This is a genomic window from Duganella sp. CY15W (assembly GCF_009857555.1).
GTDB lineage: Bacteria > Pseudomonadota > Gammaproteobacteria > Burkholderiales > Burkholderiaceae_D > Rugamonas > Rugamonas sacchari.
Map to the genome: position 1 here is coordinate 2,093,256 of NZ_WWCQ01000001.1, position 17,529 is coordinate 2,110,784.

11 protein-coding genes are annotated in these 17,529 nt (G+C 61.0%); 2 read left to right on the top strand and 9 right to left on the bottom strand.

All coding sequences use genetic code 11. The features are described from left to right. The first annotated feature begins 131 nt into the window (after positions 1 to 131). Positions 132 to 2,870 (top strand): bifunctional diguanylate cyclase/phosphodiesterase, encoded by a 2,739-nt coding sequence (locus GTP58_RS09070; protein ID WP_161077127.1) that lies wholly within the window; start codon positions 132 to 134, stop codon positions 2,868 to 2,870. Here the strand turns inward: GTP58_RS09070 and GTP58_RS09075 are convergent. From GTP58_RS09075 to GTP58_RS09085, 3 genes are all read right to left on the bottom strand, one after another. Next, positions 2,851 to 4,230, bottom strand: a complete 1,380-nt coding sequence (locus tag GTP58_RS09075; protein ID WP_161077128.1) for an L-serine ammonia-lyase — start codon at positions 4,228 to 4,230, stop codon at positions 2,851 to 2,853. The two genes, GTP58_RS09070 and GTP58_RS09075, sit on opposite strands and share 20 nt — an antisense overlap. 70 nt (positions 4,231 to 4,300) lie before the next feature. Beyond that, a complete protein-coding gene (locus GTP58_RS09080; RefSeq protein ID WP_072781681.1) occupies positions 4,301 to 5,269 on the bottom strand; it encodes an NAD-dependent epimerase/dehydratase family protein in 969 nt (322 codons plus the stop codon). A 26-nt stretch (positions 5,270 to 5,295) separates the two neighbouring features. Further along, the gene (locus GTP58_RS09085; protein ID WP_161077129.1) at positions 5,296 to 6,501 is read right to left on the bottom strand and encodes a glycine C-acetyltransferase; all 1,206 of its coding nucleotides are present in this window, start codon (positions 6,499 to 6,501) and stop codon (positions 5,296 to 5,298) included. 159 nt (positions 6,502 to 6,660) lie between these two features. Between GTP58_RS09085 and GTP58_RS09090 the strand changes: the two genes are divergently transcribed. After that, positions 6,661 to 7,236 carry a helix-turn-helix domain-containing protein gene (locus GTP58_RS09090; protein ID WP_072781677.1) on the top strand — a complete coding sequence of 192 codons (576 nt, stop codon included), beginning with the start codon at positions 6,661 to 6,663 and terminating at the stop codon, positions 7,234 to 7,236. A gap of 7 nt (positions 7,237 to 7,243) precedes the next feature. Here the strand turns inward: GTP58_RS09090 and GTP58_RS09095 are convergent, their stop codons facing one another. The 6 genes from GTP58_RS09095 to GTP58_RS09120 all read right to left on the bottom strand — a co-directional run bounded on the left by GTP58_RS09095 (position 7,244) and on the right by GTP58_RS09120 (position 17,321). Continuing rightward, positions 7,244 to 8,446, bottom strand: a complete 1,203-nt coding sequence (locus GTP58_RS09095) for an ammonium transporter (RefSeq protein WP_161077130.1) — start codon at positions 8,444 to 8,446, stop codon at positions 7,244 to 7,246. A 229-nt stretch (positions 8,447 to 8,675) separates the two neighbouring features. Next, positions 8,676 to 9,404: an FxDxF family PEP-CTERM protein gene (locus tag GTP58_RS31320; protein ID WP_229215470.1), complete on the bottom strand. Its 729-nt coding sequence runs from the start codon at positions 9,402 to 9,404 to the stop codon at positions 8,676 to 8,678. 86 nt (positions 9,405 to 9,490) lie between these two features. Continuing rightward, the gene (locus tag GTP58_RS09105) at positions 9,491 to 11,989 is read right to left on the bottom strand and encodes a zinc-dependent metalloprotease (RefSeq protein WP_161077131.1); all 2,499 of its coding nucleotides are present in this window, start codon (positions 11,987 to 11,989) and stop codon (positions 9,491 to 9,493) included. Then, positions 11,986 to 14,157, bottom strand: a complete 2,172-nt coding sequence (locus GTP58_RS09110) for a prolyl oligopeptidase family protein (RefSeq protein ID WP_161077132.1) — start codon at positions 14,155 to 14,157, stop codon at positions 11,986 to 11,988. The genes GTP58_RS09105 and GTP58_RS09110 overlap by 4 nt, the downstream gene beginning before the upstream one ends. A gap of 95 nt (positions 14,158 to 14,252) precedes the next feature. Beyond that, positions 14,253 to 16,676: a bifunctional diguanylate cyclase/phosphodiesterase gene (locus GTP58_RS09115; protein ID WP_161077133.1), complete on the bottom strand. Its 2,424-nt coding sequence runs from the start codon at positions 16,674 to 16,676 to the stop codon at positions 14,253 to 14,255. A 15-nt stretch (positions 16,677 to 16,691) separates the two neighbouring features. Further along, positions 16,692 to 17,321, bottom strand: a complete 630-nt coding sequence (locus tag GTP58_RS09120; protein ID WP_161077134.1) for a methylamine utilization protein — start codon at positions 17,319 to 17,321, stop codon at positions 16,692 to 16,694. Positions 17,322 to 17,529: the final 208 nt, after the last annotated feature.

Consider the following 17,529-nt stretch of genomic DNA (forward strand, 5'->3'; position numbering starts at 1 on the left):
TATTATAGTGCCACCGGGGCTTTCACGTGAAATTCACGTTGTTTTAAGGTCATTCTTCCGTTTCTGGGGTGCTGGCCGGTCCGCGCCGCAGGCCATATACTATTGGTCTCTGTAGATCGTCACCTAACACCATGAAGTCGCCCGTCCATTCCTCACAACGTCATTTCGCCAGTTATCTGTGGGCCTGCTTCGGCACCCTGCTGCTGGTGGCAGCGGCGTTCATGTTTTACGTCTGGACCGAGAAACGCATCGACGAAGCCAACGAGCTGCGTTACAACTCGCACAACCTGGTCGATGAGCTGCGCCAGTCTTCCGACGACCTGTCGCGCATGGCGCGCACCTACGTCATCACCGGCGAACCGCAGTACCGCAAAAACTTCCAGGAGATTGTCGAGATCCGCGAAGGCCGCGCGCCCCGCCCCAGCAACTATGAAAACGTCTATTGGGACCTGGTGCTGGGTAACGGCCAGCGCCCGCGCAAGGTGGGTGTGACGGTGCCGCTGATGCAGCTGATGCGCGAATCGCGCTTCGCGCCGGAAGAGCTGGCGTTGCTGGCCGCCGCCAAGAACGAATCCGACAAACTGGTCGGACTGGAAATCGCCGCCATGGACATGCGCGCCGCCGGCGGCGACGTCCAGCGCGCCATCGCCATGCTGCACGATGAGACCTACCACCGAGGCAAGGCTGACATCATGCGGCCGATCGGGGAAGTCAATGACAGCGTCGACCGCCGTACCCGTTTGCTGGTCACGGAAACCGAGGTCGATGCCAACCTGGCCCGCTTCTCCTTCATGTTCAGCGCCATCGTTCTGGTGCTGCTGGTGTGGCGCGCCAAGCGGCAGCTGGACGCGTCGCTGGGCTGCTCGGTCGACCAGCTCCAGACCGTGATGGAACGGCTGGGACGCGGCGATTTTTCCGAACCATTGAAAGTCGCCAGCAACGCGCAAGACAGCGTCTGGGGCTGGCTGGCCCACACGCAGCAAGGACTGGCGCGCCTGGATGCGGAGCGCAAGGAAGCGCTGGAGCGCACGCAGCGCCTGAGCCGCCTGTATTCTGCGCTAAGCCAGTGCAACCAGGCGATTGTCCGCAGCCACAGCGAAGCCGAACTGTTTGAGCGCATCTGCCGCGACGTTGTTACCTACGGCGGCATGGCGATGGCGTGGATCGGCCTGATCGACCGCGAACATGACCGCATCAGCGTTGCTGCAGCCTATGGCGGCGGCGTCGAATATCTGGACGACCTGGAAGTCTCGCTGGACTCTTCTGTGCCGCACGGCCGTGGCCCCATCGGCCTGTCCTATCAAAGCGGCCAGCCCTACTGGTGCCAGGACTACCAGCATGCAGCAGAAACTGCGCACTGGCACGGCCATGGCGCCCGCTATGGCTGGGCGTCATCCGCCGCGATCCCGCTGCGGCGCGACGGCGAAATCATCGGCTTCTTCGCACCCTACTCCAGCGCCGTCAACGCCTTCGACCACGAGGTGCGCGAGCTGCTGCTGGAAATGACGCTCGACATCGAATTCGCGCTGAAAAACTTCGACCGCGAAACCATACGCCAGCAAGCCGACCAGCGCGTGCAATACCTGGCCCACTACGACGTGCTGACCGGCCTGCCGAACCGCTCGCAACTGCACGAACGCGCACGCCTGCTGCTGGAGCAGGCGCGCAGCCGCCGCACGCCGATGGCACTCATGATGCTGGACCTGGACCACTTCAAGGACATCAACGATTCGCTGGGCCATACGGTGGGCGACGCCCTGCTGTCCGAACTGGCGCTGCGCCTGACCAGCTGCCTGCGGGACGGCGACATGGTGGCCCGCCTCGGCGGTGATGAATTCATTTTCGTTATGCGTAACGTCAATAGCGCAGAAACCAGCGACATCGCGCGCAAGCTGCTGGATCTGACCGGCCAGTCCTACACCGTCGGTCTGCACGACCTCAAAGTCTCTGCATCCATCGGCATCGCCATGTACCCGGAAGACGGCCTGGATGTGGAAACCCTGCTGCAGCGCGCGGACGCCGCCATGTACCAGGTCAAGCGCGCCGGCCGCCACGACTTCCGCTTCTTCACCGCCGCCATGCAGCAGCGCGCGGCACGCCATCTGCAGGTGGTGAATGCGCTGCGCTATGCGCTGGAACGCGAGCAGATGCACGTGGTGTATCAACCGCAGGTATCGCTTAAAACGGGACGCATCATTGGTGCGGAAGCGCTGCTGCGCTGGAACACGCCGGAGCTGGGCGCGGTATCGCCAGCGGAATTCATTCCGGCCGCCGAGGAAAGTGGACTGATTGTGCCGATCGGCGAATGGGTGCTGCGCCAGGCCGTACGCCAGGCGCGGACCTGGCTGGATGCGGGCCTGCCGCCGCTGGTGATGGCGGTGAACCTGTCCGCCATCCAGTTCCGCACGGCCAACCTGCCATCGCAAGTAGCCCAGGTGCTGTATGAAGAAGGCTTGCCGCCGGAGTACCTGGAGCTGGAATTGACGGAAGGCGTGGCGGTGCAGGATCCGCAAGGCGCCATCGCCACCATGAATCAGCTGCACGACCGTGGCATCCGCATGTCCATTGACGATTTCGGCACCGGCTTTTCGTCACTGAGCCATCTGAAAAAGTTCAAGGTCTACAAGCTGAAAATCGACCAGTCCTTTGTCCGCGACATCAGCACCGACAGCGAAGACAAGGCCATCGTCAGCGCCATCATCAACATGGCGCGCAGCCTGGGGCTGACCACCATCGCCGAAGGCGTGGAGACGGTGGAACAGCTGGAGTTCCTGCGCGAGCAGTCATGCGATGAAATTCAGGGATACCATATCAGCAAGCCATTGCGGCCTGCTGATTTCGAGGCGCTGCTTAGCAAGCAGCGTGATTGACGGTGATGACGTGAATCGCCAGGCCACCCAGGGAGGTTTCCTTGTACTTGGCCTGCATGTCGGCGCCAGTCTGGCGCATGGTTTCGATCACTTCATCCAGGCTGACGAAGTGGGTACCGTCGCCTTTTAAGGCCAGCGAAGCCGCGGTGATGGCCTTGACTGCGCCCATGCCGTTACGCTCAATGCAGGGAATCTGCACCAGGCCACCGATAGGATCGCACGTCATGCCCAGATGGTGCTCGATGCCGATTTCGGCAGCGTTCTCGATCTGGCCATTGCTGCCGCCCAGCGCCGCCACCAGGCCTGCTGCAGCCATGGCGCAGGCCACGCCCACTTCGCCCTGGCAGCCGATCTCCGCGCCGGAAATCGATGCGTTGCGCTTGCACAGCATGCCGATCGCTGCTGCCGTCAGCATGAAGTTACGGATGCCGGTCACCGGATCACTCGGTTTACAGTCCTCCGCATAGTAGCGCAGCACCGCTGGGATGATGCCGGCCGCGCCATTGGTCGGCGCAGTGACCACGCGGCCACCCGCAGCATTTTCTTCGTTGACGGCCATTGCGTACAGGCTGACCTGATGCAGCGCGTCGTGCGGCAGTTCGTTGGCGCGATCGCTCACGCTGGTGTGCTGGGACCACAGGCCGGCAGCGCGGCGCTTCACATTCAGGCCGCCTGGCAGCTGGCCCGGCGTCTCGAGACCGTGTGCGATACAGTCGCGCATCACATGCCAGATATTGTCCATGCCCGCATTCAGCGCTTCTTCGCTCATGCGCACGCGCTCATTCGCACGCAGCATTTGCGGAATCGTCAGGCCACTGCGCACGCCGTGCGCCAGCAATTCGTCCATGGTGTCGAAGGTGTAGGGAATGGCGACTGCTTCCGCCGCCGCAGCTGGGGCCTCGCCTTCTTCGCGGATGAAGCCACCACCGACCGAGTAATACACTTTGCTGACGCTGCTGCCATCCTTGCGGGTCAGAGTAAAGCGCATGCCGTTCGGGTGCTCAGGCAGCGATTCAGCCATATGGAAAATCAGGTGCGTACCGCGCTTGAATGGCACAGCGTGGGCGCCCAGCAGTGCCAACTGGCCAGAGGCTTCGGCTTGCGCCAGCTGGGTGTCAACGCTGGTCGGCACCACGTCCTGCGGGGTTTCGCCCATCAGGCCAAGCAGTACGGCTTTATCGGTTGCGTGGCCAACGCCGGTCAGGGCCAGCGAGCCATACAGCTCCGCCTTGACTTCCGTGACGTCGTCCAACGGAGCGTTATCCAGCAAGAAGCGGCGTGCCGCAACCATCGGTCCCACGGTGTGGGAGCTCGATGGGCCGATGCCGATCTTAAATAAATCAAAAACGCTCATGTCCATCAGATGTCTCTCTTATAAATAACTGCACCCCGCACGCAGCGGGGGCAAGGTTGTATTACTGGCCGCGGGCTTATGCCGCTTTGCCCAGGCTGACATCAACGTTTGCCAGCATGTCTTCTACCATTTCATCCACGCCAATGCGCGCTTTCCAGCCCCAGTCCGCAGTGGCGGTGGCGTCGTCCAGGCTTTGCGGCCAGGAGTCGGCGATCGCTTGACGGCTGTCGGGCTTATACGCAATCTTAAAGTCCGGCAGCTTGCGGGTAATCGCCGCCGCCAGTTGCTCCGGATTGAACGACACGCCTGCCACGTTGTACGACGAACGTACTTTGACCAGCTCCGCCGGTGCGTCCATCAATTCGATGGTGGCGCGGATGGCGTCCGGCATGTAGATCATCGGCAGCGTGGTTTGCGGGCCGAGGAAGCATTCATAACGCTCACCGCGCAGCGCTGCATGGAAAATCGCAATCGCGTAATCCGTGGTGCCACCGCCCGGCGGCGACTTGAAGCTGATGATGCCTGGGTAGCGGATCGAACGCACGTCCACGCCATACTTCAGGAAGTAGTATTCGCACAGACGTTCGCCGGCCAGCTTGCTGATGCCGTAGATGGTGGTTGGGTCCATCACGGTCAGCTGCGGCGTATCGGCTTGCGGCGTGTTCGGGCCAAACGCTGCAATCGACGATGGCCAGAAAATTTTCAGCGGCTTGCCGATGGCGCCGCGCTCGCGCGCCACTTCCAGGATATTCAGCAGGCCGTCCATGTTCAGCGTCCAGGCTTTGAGCGGCGCCGCTTCGCCAGTGGCCGACAACATCGCTGCCAGCTGGTACACCTGCGTGATGCCCTCTTCGGTCACCAACGCCGACAAGGCCTGCTTATCCAGCACGTTCAGCGTGGTGTAGCGGGCGGCATTATACAGATTCGTCGGGCTGACATCGCTCGCGATCACGTTCTGTGCGCCGTGCTGTTTGGCGAGCGCTTCTACCAGCTCGCTGCCGATCTGGCCATTGGCGCCGATGACGAGAATTTTTTGTTGTTCCATTTCTGTATTCCTGACGATTTTCATTTTTAGTTCTTCAGCAAGCCCAGTTCGCGGCCAGCCTGTTCGAATGCTTTGAGCACGGTCTCCAGCTGCTCACGGGTATGCGCCGCAGACAGCTGCACCCGCACGCGCGCCTGGCCCATTGGCACCACCGGGTAGAAGAAGCCGCTCAGCAGCACGCCCAGCTCATACATGCGCGCCGCGAACTTCTGCGCCACGGGCGCCTCGAACAGCATGACCGGCACTACAGGATGGGTACCGGGCTTGATGGTGAAGCCGATACGCTCAATCTCCCTGCGGAAGTAAGCGGTGTTTTCGTGCAGGCGGTCGCGCAGCTCGGTCGACGACGACAGGCGCTCCAGCACTGCCAGCGAGGCGCCGGCAATCGATGGTGCCAAGGTGTTCGAGAACAGGTAAGGACGCGATTTCTGGCGCAGCATGTCGATCACTTCCTTGCGGCCGGAGGTAAAGCCGCCCATGGCGCCGCCCAGCGCCTTGCCCAGCGTGCCGGTGATGATGTCGATTTTGCCGACCACATTGTGGTGCTCGTGCGTGCCGCGGCCGGTCTTGCCCATGAAGCCGGAGGCGTGGCATTCGTCGATCATGACCAGCGCGCCGTATTTCTCGGCCAGCTCAACGATCTTGTCCAGCTGGGCGATGGTGCCGTCCATCGAGAACACGCCGTCGGTGACGATGATCTTGTGGCGCTTGTCGGCCGCCGCTTGCAGCTGCTGCTCCAGGTCCGCCATATCATTGTGGGCGTAACGGAAACGCGCTGCCTTGCACAGACGGATACCGTCGATGATCGACGCATGGTTCAGCGCATCGGAAATGATCGCATCATTTTCGTCGAACAGCGGTTCAAACACGCCGCCATTGGCGTCGAACGCCGCCGCATACAGGATGGTGTCTTCCGTGCCCAGGAATGTGGAGATCGCCTGCTCCAGCTGCTTGTGCACGGTCTGCGTGCCGCAGATGAAACGCACCGACGACAGGCCATAGCCATACTGCTCGGTCGCATCGATGGAAGCCTGCGCCACCCACTCCTGGCCCGACAGGCCGAGGTAATTGTTGGCGCACATATTAATCAGCTTGCGACCATCTTCGCTCACCACTTCCGCGCCCTGGCGCGAAGCCAGTACGCGCTCCGGCTTGTACAGACCCTGTTCGCGCAGTTGATCCAGGGTTTGCTGGAGGCCGCTGTAGAAAGTGCTTTTTGCTTGATTGCTCATGATGGTCCTTGTATATGATACGATTTCGCTGCCTTATGCGGAATTCGCTATTTCGAATGCGAGTTCAATATATTGAATATTATAGAGAACCAGTGAACTCTGCAACCCGCCAAGGTGTACCGATTCACTTGAAATTTAGCCCATCCGCCAAATAAAACAATGAAAACTGCTGTATCGACAAATGCTCCTCCGGAGGTTGGCGCCGCGCTCCAACGCTTGCGCCTGGCCCGTGGTCTCACGCTGGAGGACCTGTCACGCATCGCTGGCGTGTCCAAATCAATGTTGTCTCAAATAGAAAGGGAAAAGGCGAATCCGACCATCGCCATCACCTGGCGTCTGGCCAATGCGCTGGGCGTGCAGATCGGCGAACTGCTGGCCACTGCCGAGCGCGAGGTCGAGACGATCCGCGTGGTCGAATCGCACGAGATCCCTACCCTGCCCGGGCTTCATGCGGGCTATGTGCTGCGCATCCTGGGACCGCTGGAGCTGGCCAGTAAGTATGAATGGTATGAATTGACGCTGTCGGCCGGTGGCGAACTGGCCTCGCAAGGCCATGATCCCGGCGCGCAGGAGCACCTGACGCTGCTACACGGCTCGGTGGAAGTGGAAGTCGGAAACGACAAGAAGAAGGTCAAGCTGGGCAGCACGGCGCGCTACCCGGGCGACCAGCAGCACATCATTCGCAACGTCGGCAAGACCGAAGCGAAAGCGCTGCTGGTGGTGATCCACCGCTAATTAACAGCTACCAGCTGGTTTCGCGCTCCGGCGTGGAGGTGATGCGGTGGATGGACAGGTCGGCCCCCTGGAATTCCTCTTCCGGGTCCAGGCGCAGGCCGACAGTCTTTTTCAGCACGCCGTAGACCAGCGTGCCACCGATGGCAGCAATTGCTACGCCCATAATGGTGCCGATCAGCTGCGAGGCCAGCGCCACCCCGCCGGCGCCGCCCAGCGACTTCAGGCCAAAGATGCCGGCCGCAATACCGCCCCAGGCGCCGCACAGGCCGTGCAGCGGCCATACACCCAGCACGTCATCGATCTTCCATTTGTTCTGCGCCAGCGTAAACATCCAGACGAAGATGGCGCCGGCAATACCGCCGGTGACCAGCGCGCCCAGCGGGTGCATGATATCCGAGCCCGCACACACGGCCACCAGGCCGGCCAGCGGGCCGTTATGCACGAAACCGGGATCATTCTTGCCCAGCATGGTAGCGACCAGCGTGCCGCCGACCAGGGCCATCAGCGAATTGACCGCCACCAGCCCGTTCATCTTGTCCAGCGCCTGTGCGCTCATCACATTGAAGCCGAACCAGCCGACCATGAGTATCCAGGCGCCCAGTGCGAGAAAGGGGATCGACGATGGCGGATGGGCGGCAATGCCGCCGTTTTTCATGTAGCGGCCACGGCGTGCGCCCAGCAGCAGCACCGCTGGCAAAGCAATCCAGCCGCCCACCGCGTGGACCACAACGGAACCGGCGAAGTCGTGAAACTCCGCACCAAACGTCTGCTGCAGCCAGCCCTGTACGCCAAAACGGTGGTTCCAGGCGATGCCCTCAAAGAAGGGATAAACCAGCCCAACCAGCAGCGCCGTCGCCGCCGTCTGCGGATGGAAGCGTGCGCGCTCGGCGATGCCACCTGAAATAATCGCAGGGATCGCCGCAGCAAAGGTCAACAGGAAGAAAAACTTGACCAGCTCATAGCCGTTTTTGGCTGCCAGCACGTCCGCTGCGGAAAAGAAATTGACACCATAAGCAATGCTGTAACCGACAAAGAAGTACACGATGGCCGAGACGCAGAAATCGACCAGAATTTTCACCAAGGCATTGACCTGATTCTTTTTACGCACCGTGCCCAGTTCCAGGAAGGCAAAGCCGGCATGCATTGCCAGAATCATGATGGCACCGAGCAAGATAAACAGTGCATCCGCACCGTCTTTGAATCCAGACATCAAATCACTCCCCAAAAGTAGGCACACAAAATAAAGATGCTTCATACAAAGCAATATCTGTACCAATTTGGTGCAAAACCTTAAGTGATTGATTTCAAATAGCTTGGCATTGGCTGCGCAAGCAAGCCATTCTGCCTTGCGCACCAAAACAGGGAGTTAAAAAGCACCACGCTGGTGAGCCAAAAACAAAAAAGCCCCGAAGGGCTTTGTGATACGAAGCAGATGTCGTTCAGGCTTGCTGTTTGCGGCGGCGTGCCGCGCAGCCCACCAGACCCAGCCCCGCAAGCAGCATTGCGTAGGTTTCCGGCTCTGGCACTGCCGAGACAGAAAAGTCATAAGAAATCTTGCCCAGCGTCAGATTGCTGGTGCCGACACCATCCTGAAGAGCCTGCCACGAAAAATCGGTATCGACCCGAACCGCTTTATACGTAGTGTCGAGCGTTGTACTGAGACTTTCCTGGACCGCACCACTAAATGCCCCACGGCCAGTCGATGCCCACCAGTTGAATTGATATAGCGCATCCTCACCAACGCCCCCGCCAAGAACGCCGTTGTTATAGCTGCTCCCAGCAGTAAAAATCGAACCCAAAGTGAACGTGGTAAAACCACCGTAGATAGGAATGCTGTACGTGCCGCTGACGCGATTACCCATCGCCCCACTTAAGTTGTAGCCGGACTTTGCCACTGCGAACAACGCACCTGCGACAGCGTCGGTATGCTGGTTGTCTTGATGATGAGTTGACGAACTCGACTTGGCGGTGACATTGTAGTCATCAGACAGCCCAAAGGAGATCGAATTGCCGGTGACTGCTGCCGTCCCGGTCCAGAAATCGGCATCATAGAAAAATTTGACGTTGGCACCATCAACTTCGACCAGATTGGTGGCTTGAGCAGTACTCACAGCACTCATTGCGGCCAGCGCGGCAAACATCAGGCTGCGTGGAAAATTCAAGTTCATTGCAATCCTTTCAATTGTGAATTTGAAATAACTACGCACCATTATGGTCATTGTTTTTTTTGCAAGTCAACTTGTATTTGCTTTTTTTATATCGGCGCTCCTGGCGGCACTGGCGGTAATGCACGCAATTTCACACTGTGTGGATCGGCCAGGTAGGCGGCGATCAATTCGGCTGCCTGCTTGCGGCTGTCCGCAGTCACGCCCTTGCCGGGATTTTTTTGCAGCCATTGCACCAGCTCCCGCAACGACTGGCGTACTTCGGCAGCGACTTGCGGATGCAGTTTGCCACCCTCCAGCAGGTTGAGCAGGCTGTCCGCGACTACCCAGTTGGATGCCAGCTGCACTGCCTCGCCTGCAATCACGGAGCCAGGCACCACGTCGCGCTTCCAGGTTTTTTGCAGAAGCTGCGACAGCACTTCCTGCACGCCCGGCTGTCTGGCATCGCGTGCGTGCTGCCACGAGACGCGGTTGATGCGGCCAGCTTCCAGCAGGAAGCCGGTCGTTTGCGCGGCGCCTGCCTCGGCGATCGAGAAGGCATCGAACACGGAATCCATGCGGGTGGTGAAGTATTCGCGGCTGCGTTCATAGCCCGCTGCCGGCGGCGTCAGAACATCCAGCACGTTGGCTGGCAGTGCCAGATATTCGGCGCGCAGGCTGTCGGTCAGGCGGCTGAGCGCCTGGCGCTGAACATCCGCTGGCGTGACTCTGATACCGGCCTTGGCGATGCCGGCTTTGACGTCACCAGCACTGGTGTAGTCAAAGTCGCCGCCGCCGATCAGCCGCGCCAGCGCCTCGCCCTGATAGCGCTGCAGCAGATACACCGGCACCAGACGCGCTTCCAGCTCGCCAATCTGGCGCGTATCCGGCAGCACATCAATGGAGAAGGTTTGCAGCGCGCGCTGGCGCACCGCGCCCAGCTGGTCCCAGGTTTTCAGCGTGTCCGGGCCGAAGTCCCACAACAGGCCATCGGGATGGCTAGCGCCCGGGGCGCGGTCATCCTGGTCGCTTGAGTACAGCATGCCCGCAGCGCGCGCCTCGCCGCGCAATTTGGCCAGCGCTGCCTGCTCCTGGGTGCCGCTGCCAAAGTCGCCGTAGATGTAGTTGACGATGTAATCGTCCCATGGGCCGACGCCCACGCCATACGCATTGGATAGATCGACCTCGCCCCGCGCATTGAGCTTGACGATCGGATGAGGATAGTCCATCACCGAACCATTGCCCATGCGGCTCGCAGCAAAGTTGTGGGCGAAGCCTAGTGTGTGGCCGACTTCGTGCGCAGCCAGCTGGCGTAGACGCGCCAGGGCCATTTGCTCAGCCATTTGCTGCTGCTCGGCGGGTGTGCTTTTACCATATGGCGCCAGCAGCGCTTCCGCAATCAGGATGTCCTGACGCACGCGCTGCGATCCCAGCGTGACGGCGCCGCGCACGATCTGGCCGGTGCGCGGATCGGTCAGCGCATTACCGTAGGACCAGCCACGCGTGGCACGGTGCACCCAGGTGATGACGTTGTAGCGGATGTCCAGCGCATCCACGCCTTCCGGCAGCAGCTCGACGCGGTAGGCGTCCTTGAAACCGGCTTTTTCAAAGGCCGTCGCCCACCACGAGGCGCCGGCAATCAGCGCCGAGCGCACCGGCTCGGGCGCGCCACGGTCGACGTAGTAGACAATCGGTTTTTTTACCGGACTGACAGCGGCCGACGGATCGGTCTTTTCCAGCTTGTGCCGCACCTGCCAGTGCACGTCGATGCTCTGCGACAGCGGCGTGGCGAAATCAAAGTAACTGGTATCGAAGCCGCCCGAATATGGGTGATAAACGCGCGGATGCCATGCGCTGCCAGCCTCGCTTTGCGGCAGCCGCACCATGCTGATACGCTGACGCATCGACAGGCTGGCCGCATCGGCGCCAACCTGGCGCACATACTCGGCCTGGCCAGGCCCCGCAAAGGTCAGCAGCGATTCCAGCTCGACGTTATCGGGAAAGGCTTTGGCTTCCGCCGCCAGCACTGCACTGCGCGCGCCATCGACCGAATACGCGCCCTGCCTGGCGCCCGCCAGCCGTGCGGCGATGCCGTGACGGTCGGCCAGCAGGAAGCTGGAGAAATCCACCAGCTGGCGTTCATTGTCGCTGGCCAGAATATCGCCCGACCACAGCACCGAATTGGAGAACGACTCGCGCACCGCTGCACGTTCGTCGCGATCCGGCGAGACTGCAACATAGTTCGTGTTTTCCTGCACCAGGAACAGGCGCGCACCGTGCTTCTCAAAATGCACCATGCGGACTTCGCCCGGCTGCGCGCGATCCAGTCCAACATCATTGGAGCCCAATGCATACGGCAATGAACTCACCAGCAGGAATGGTTGTTCCAATGCGCCCACCGCCAGCAGCACCCTGCCCTTGTCCGTATCGCGCCAGACATCGATAAAGCCCGGCTGCGGCTGCAAACCGCGCGTGAAATCGGCAATCTGCTTGACGGCCGGCGTGTTGGCGGCGGCTGGCGCCTGGTCGGCGGCATGGACCGCCACCGGCGCCAGGCCCGCCATCAACAGCGCCAGCAGGATGGGTTTGGCGGCAGGCGCGCCCCTCATTGCTGGCCTGCCGCTTTAGCGGTGTCGCCAGTATTCATTTGCAGTGCGCGGCTCAGGAAGCCCCAACGGTCAGCCACTTCCTCGATCTGCTTGTTGGTTGGCTTGCCGGCGCCGTGGCCCGCCTTGCTGTCAATCCGGATCAGGATCGGTGCACCACCCGGCGCCTGGTCGGCCTGCGCGGCCGCCGCAAACTTGAAGCTGTGCGCCGGCACCACGCGGTCGTCATGGTCTGCCGTGGTAATCATGGTCGCCGGGTAGCAGGCGCCCTTCTTCAGATTATGCAGCGGCGAGTATTTGACCAGCGCCTTGAATTCGTCCGCATTGTCCGACGAGCCATAGTCCGAGGTCCACGCCCAGCCGATGGTGAATTTATGGAAGCGCAGCATGTCCAGCACGCCCACCTGCGGAATCGCCGCCGCAAACAGGTCCGGACGCTGCGTCATGGTGGCTCCCACCAGCAGGCCGCCGTTACTGCCACCGCCAATCGACAGCTTGGACGGCGAGGTCACCTTGTGCGCCACCAGCCATTCCGCCGCGCCGATGAAGTCATCAAACACGTTCTGCTTTTGCAGCTTGGTGCCGGCCGCATGCCACGATTCGCCGTACTCGCCGCCGCCGCGCAGGTTGGCCATCACATAGACGCCGCCCATTTCCAGCCAGGCCAGGTTCGCCACCGAGAAGGTTGGCGTCAGCGAGATGTTGAAACCACCGTAGCCGTACAGGTAAGTTGGATTGCTGCCATCCAGCTTCATGCCCTTCTTCGACACGATGAACATTGGTACCTTGGTGCCATCGCGCGAAGTGTAGAACTCCTGGCGGGTTTCGAATGCGGACGGATCAAAGTCCACTTTCGGCTGGCGGTACACGCTGCTCTTGTTGGACTTCAGGTCGTAGCGGTAGATGGTCGATGGCGTGGTGAAGCTGGTGTACGAGTAGAAGGTTTCGGTATCCGAGCGTTTGCCGCCGAAGCCACCGGCCGTCCCCAGTCCTGGCAGTTCGACGTCATGCAGCGCCTTGCCTTTCAGGTCGAACACCTTGACCAGGCTGTGGGCGTCGCTCAGATAATCGACGATCAGCTGGCTGTTGACGACCGACGCCAATACCATGGTGTTGCTGGTTTCCGGCACCAGCTGCTTCCAGTTCAGCACACCCGGCTTGCGAGTGTCGATGCTGACGATGCGGCCGCGCGGCGCATTGCGCTCGGTACGGAACAGGAACACCGGGCCATCGTTGCCGATGAAGTCATAGGCGGCATCGAAGTCCTCCAGCAAGCCAACCACCTTGGCGTCCTTCTTGCTCAGGTCTTTGTAGAACACGCGGTTCTTGTTTTCGGTGCCCTGCGAGGCATTGATAATCAGGTAGCGCCCATCTTCCGTCACTTCCGCGCCAAAGCCCCAGTCCTTGTGGTCCGGACGGTCGTAGACCAGCACGTCCGCGCTTTGCGGGGTGCCCAGCTTGTGGAAGTACAGCTTCTGGAAGTAGTTCACGTCCGCCAGCTTGGTGGCTTCTTTCGGTTCGTCGTAACGGCTGTAGAAGAAGCCCGAACCATCGTGCAGCCAGGCGGTGCGCGAGAACTTCACCCACTTGATGTGATCCTCGACGTCCTTGCCGCTGTCGATATCGCGCACCTTGATCTCGTTCCAGTCGGAGCCGGAGGCGGCGGTGCTGTACGCCAGGTATTTGCCATTCGGGCTCACTGCCAGGCCGGCCAGCGCCACCGTGCCATCAGCCGCCAGCGTGTTCGGGTCGAGCAGCAGGCGTGGCACATCGGCCAGCGTCTTCATGGTGTACAGCACCGACTGATTCTGCAGGCCGTCGTTGCGGCTGTAGAAGTAGCGGCCACCTTCCTTGAACGGCACACTGAAACGCTCGAAGTTCCACAGCTTGGTCAGGCGCGCCTTGATCGCTTCGCGGTTGGGGATTTGCGCCAGATAGCTTTGGGTCAGCTTGTTCTGCGCTTCGACCCAGTCCTTGGTCTCGGCGCTATTGGCGTCTTCCAGCCAGCGGTATGGGTCGGCCACCACCGTGCCGTGGTAGTTATCCTGCTGGTCCACGGTGCGCGACACCGGGTAGTTCAGGGTGGTACCTGCCGCAGGCGTTGGGCAGGTTTGCGCCATGGCGGCGGCTTGGGTGAACAGCAGTGATGCCAGGAGTGCTCGTCGTTGCATGTGTGATCCGTATCCAGGTAAGGTTCATCAGGAACACAGATCATAACGTGAAGTATGACAAATATGACACGTTAGCTGAAATGCCAAGGCAACTTTTATTTGGCGTAGCTGACGTCCGGCTCATCGATGCCGGCCACCACCGCGACCGGCGGATGCCATTTTTCCAGCCACGAGAACAGCTGGTCGGCTGGAATCGGACGGCTCATGAAGTAGCCCTGCCCCTGGTCGCAGCCCAGCGCCGCAAGCAGGCGCCAGACAGCCTCGCTCTCGATCCCTTCGGCCACCACGCGCAGACCCATGTTGTGCCCCAGGTCGATGGTGGAGCGGACAATCTTGGTATCGCCTTCGTCGTTCTCCATATTCAGCACGAAGGATTTATCGATCTTCAGCTCATTGACCGGCAGGCGCTTGAGGTAGGCCAGCGAGGAATAGCCGGTGCCGAAATCGTCAATCGACAGGTCGACCCCCATGGCGCTGAGGCGCTCCAGCGTGTGCTGGGCGCGCACCGGATCGTCCATGATGGCGCTTTCGGTAATCTCCAGGCAGAACGAGCCGGGCGTCAGCTTGTGGCGCGTGAGCAGGTCGGCAAACTTGGCCGGCAAGTCTTGGTCCAGCAAGTCGCGCGTGGACAGGTTGACCGACACTTTCAGATGGTGGCCGCGCGTCGCCAGCTCGCGGCACAGCTCTGCCGAGCGCTCCATGACCCAGCGCGTCAGCACGCGGATAAAACCGGTCTGCTCGGCGAACGGAATAAACTCGTCGGGGAACACATTGCCGCGCTCCGGATGCACCCAGCGCACCAGCGCCTCCATGCCCACCACCTTGCCCGTATCGAGCGAAATCTTGGGTTGCACATGCAGGCGGAACTCGTTGCGTTCGGCGGCGTTGCGCAGCTCGGTGAGCAGCGACAGGCTCTTGGCGCTGGATTTGTCCATGGCAACGTCGTAGACCACGGCGCCGTCGTTGCGCTGCTTGGCCGCGTACATTGCCACTTCAGCCATACTCAGTAGCGTCTCGCCTTCCTCGGCATGCTCTGGATAACCCGCAATGCCCAGACCCGCGCCGATATCCACCATTTGATCTTCCAGCGACAGCGGTGTCTCCAGCGCCTGCAGGATCTCGGCCGCCATGCGCTGCGCTGCCTCCAGATCGGCGCCCGGCAGCAGCACCGCAAATTCGTCGCCGCCCAGGCGCGCCACCTGCGCCGACGATTGCCGGCGATTGGCCAGCAACAGCTGCAGGCGGCCCGCGACCTGGCGCAGCAGCGCGTCGCCAAAGCTGTGACCCATGACGTCGTTGACGTGCTTGAAGCGGTCAAGGTCCATCATCAGCACATACAGGCCTTCCTGGCGGCCGCGCGCCTCCACCAGCGCGTCGTTCAGCAGCAGCACGAACTGCGCACGGTTCGGCAGATTGGTCAGCGTGTCCCAGTACGCCAGGCGACGGATTTCCTGTTCGCGCTTGGCGATCCCTTCGCGCATGGCGTCAAAGGCGTGGGCCAGCGCGCCGATTTCATCTTCGCGCGTGCTGTCGATCGACACCTTGTAGTCGCCCTCCTCCAGCCGCTTGGCGGTCACCACCAGTTCGCTGATCGGCTGCGCGATGCGCTTGGCGGTAAACACGATGGCCAGCGCCGACGCAAAGATGCCGCCCAGCGCCAGGCCAATCAGCCAGCGCTCCAGACGCCGGTACTCGGCCGTGGCTTCATCAATCGAGCGCGCCAGCAGCACGCTGGCGTTCTGGTCGCCGTCTTCGCCAATCGAGATCAGGCGCGCGCTGTATTTGGCGGTTTCCACCGTGAGGTCGAAAGGCCCGGTGGGCCGGGTTGGCCCCAGCGCCTGTAGCTGCTCGACCACGGTCTGCGCCGACGGGCCAACGAAGGTCGAACCGGCCGACAGCCATTTGCCCTGCGCGTCGCGCGTGAGCACCGAGGTGTGGAGCGAGCTGACCTCGCGCATATCGTTGGCCAGCTGGCGGTCGATCGGGAAGGTCATCACGATCCAGCCGATGGTAATGGGCGCCTTGACCGGCATGGCGACGATCTGGAACGGCCGGTGGTCAACGATGGCAATGCCAATCGCGCCATCCGCCGCTTCCGCCTGGTCCAGCAGGCTCAATGCCATTTTCTCCAGGCCGGCCGACTGCTTGGGATTGGTGGTGGCGCTGATCTTGCGTTCGTCGCTAATCAGCATGGACAGCGAGGCCTTGATGCGGCGGCCGCTGTTTTCCAGCGCCGACTCGATGGTGGCGCGGTCGCTTTCGTCGTTATTGCCGATGGCGGCGACAAACGCGGTGTCGCGCGCCAGCAGCCGTGCGCCAAAGCGCAGGCTTTGCGCATTCTGCTCCAGCAGGCGGCGAAACACCTTGGAGCCGTTATTCAGTTCACTGCTGATGGCCAGGCGCGCATTGTTGTCAATGCCGCGCTGGATGACAAACAAGCCCACCACCTGGACCGCAATGATGAGGACCAGGAAAAGCGTAACGATCCGGCTTTCGAGGCTGCGAAAACGTAAACGCATGCTCAGGCTATTCCCTTAAAGAGTAGAACCATCATCCGCCGTAAATGGCTTCATCGGCAACTTGAAAACTGCGGTGGCCAGGTCGCCCGCCTTCACCGTCAGCACCTGTTCCAGCGTCGCGCTACCCACGGTATTGTAGTGCCAGGCCTTGACCACGTACTTGCCGGCCGGCAGTTCCACGCGCGCCGCGCCGGAACCGTCCGTCTTGGCGAAATATGGCGTATCGACCACTTTGACGTAAGCGATCATTTTGTCATGAATATTGCAACCCAGGACAACCGTCCCGGCTTTATCGAACACCTGCGGCGATGCCGACTGTCCTGAATACAGCTTCTGGTCGAATTTATGCGCCGGCGAGAACGAGTAGATGTGATGCCGCACCTTGTCGTTATTCGGGAAGTTGATGGTGGCGCCAACTTGCACCACGGTCACCAGCGGCATGAATTTCAGGCCCTTCTGCTCGATCTGCGCCGCTGCGGTTTTCGCGCCGCCCGGCGCGCCGCTTTCCGGCTCCATGTAGATCACCGTATCCGGCAACACTTTGCCGTTGGCGTCCTGCACTTGCACCGCAATGCCGGTAGCGCTTGCGGTGGCCGCGCTCAACAGGGTCAGGCTGAAAATGATACGGCGGGTAAAGCGGTGCATAGATATCCTGCTTGGTGGGGTGAGTCTATTGTAACGTTGTCCTGAACAAATTGTTTCCCAAATTCATCATCCGGTCATAAATCGACACTATGATCGTACAGTTAAACCGATTTTTGGAAAACGATTCATCGTGAATTCCGCACTTAAGCCGGCCATCGGCGCCACAGTCACTTATCTGAAACCTCGAGAAGATGATGAGGAGGCCGTG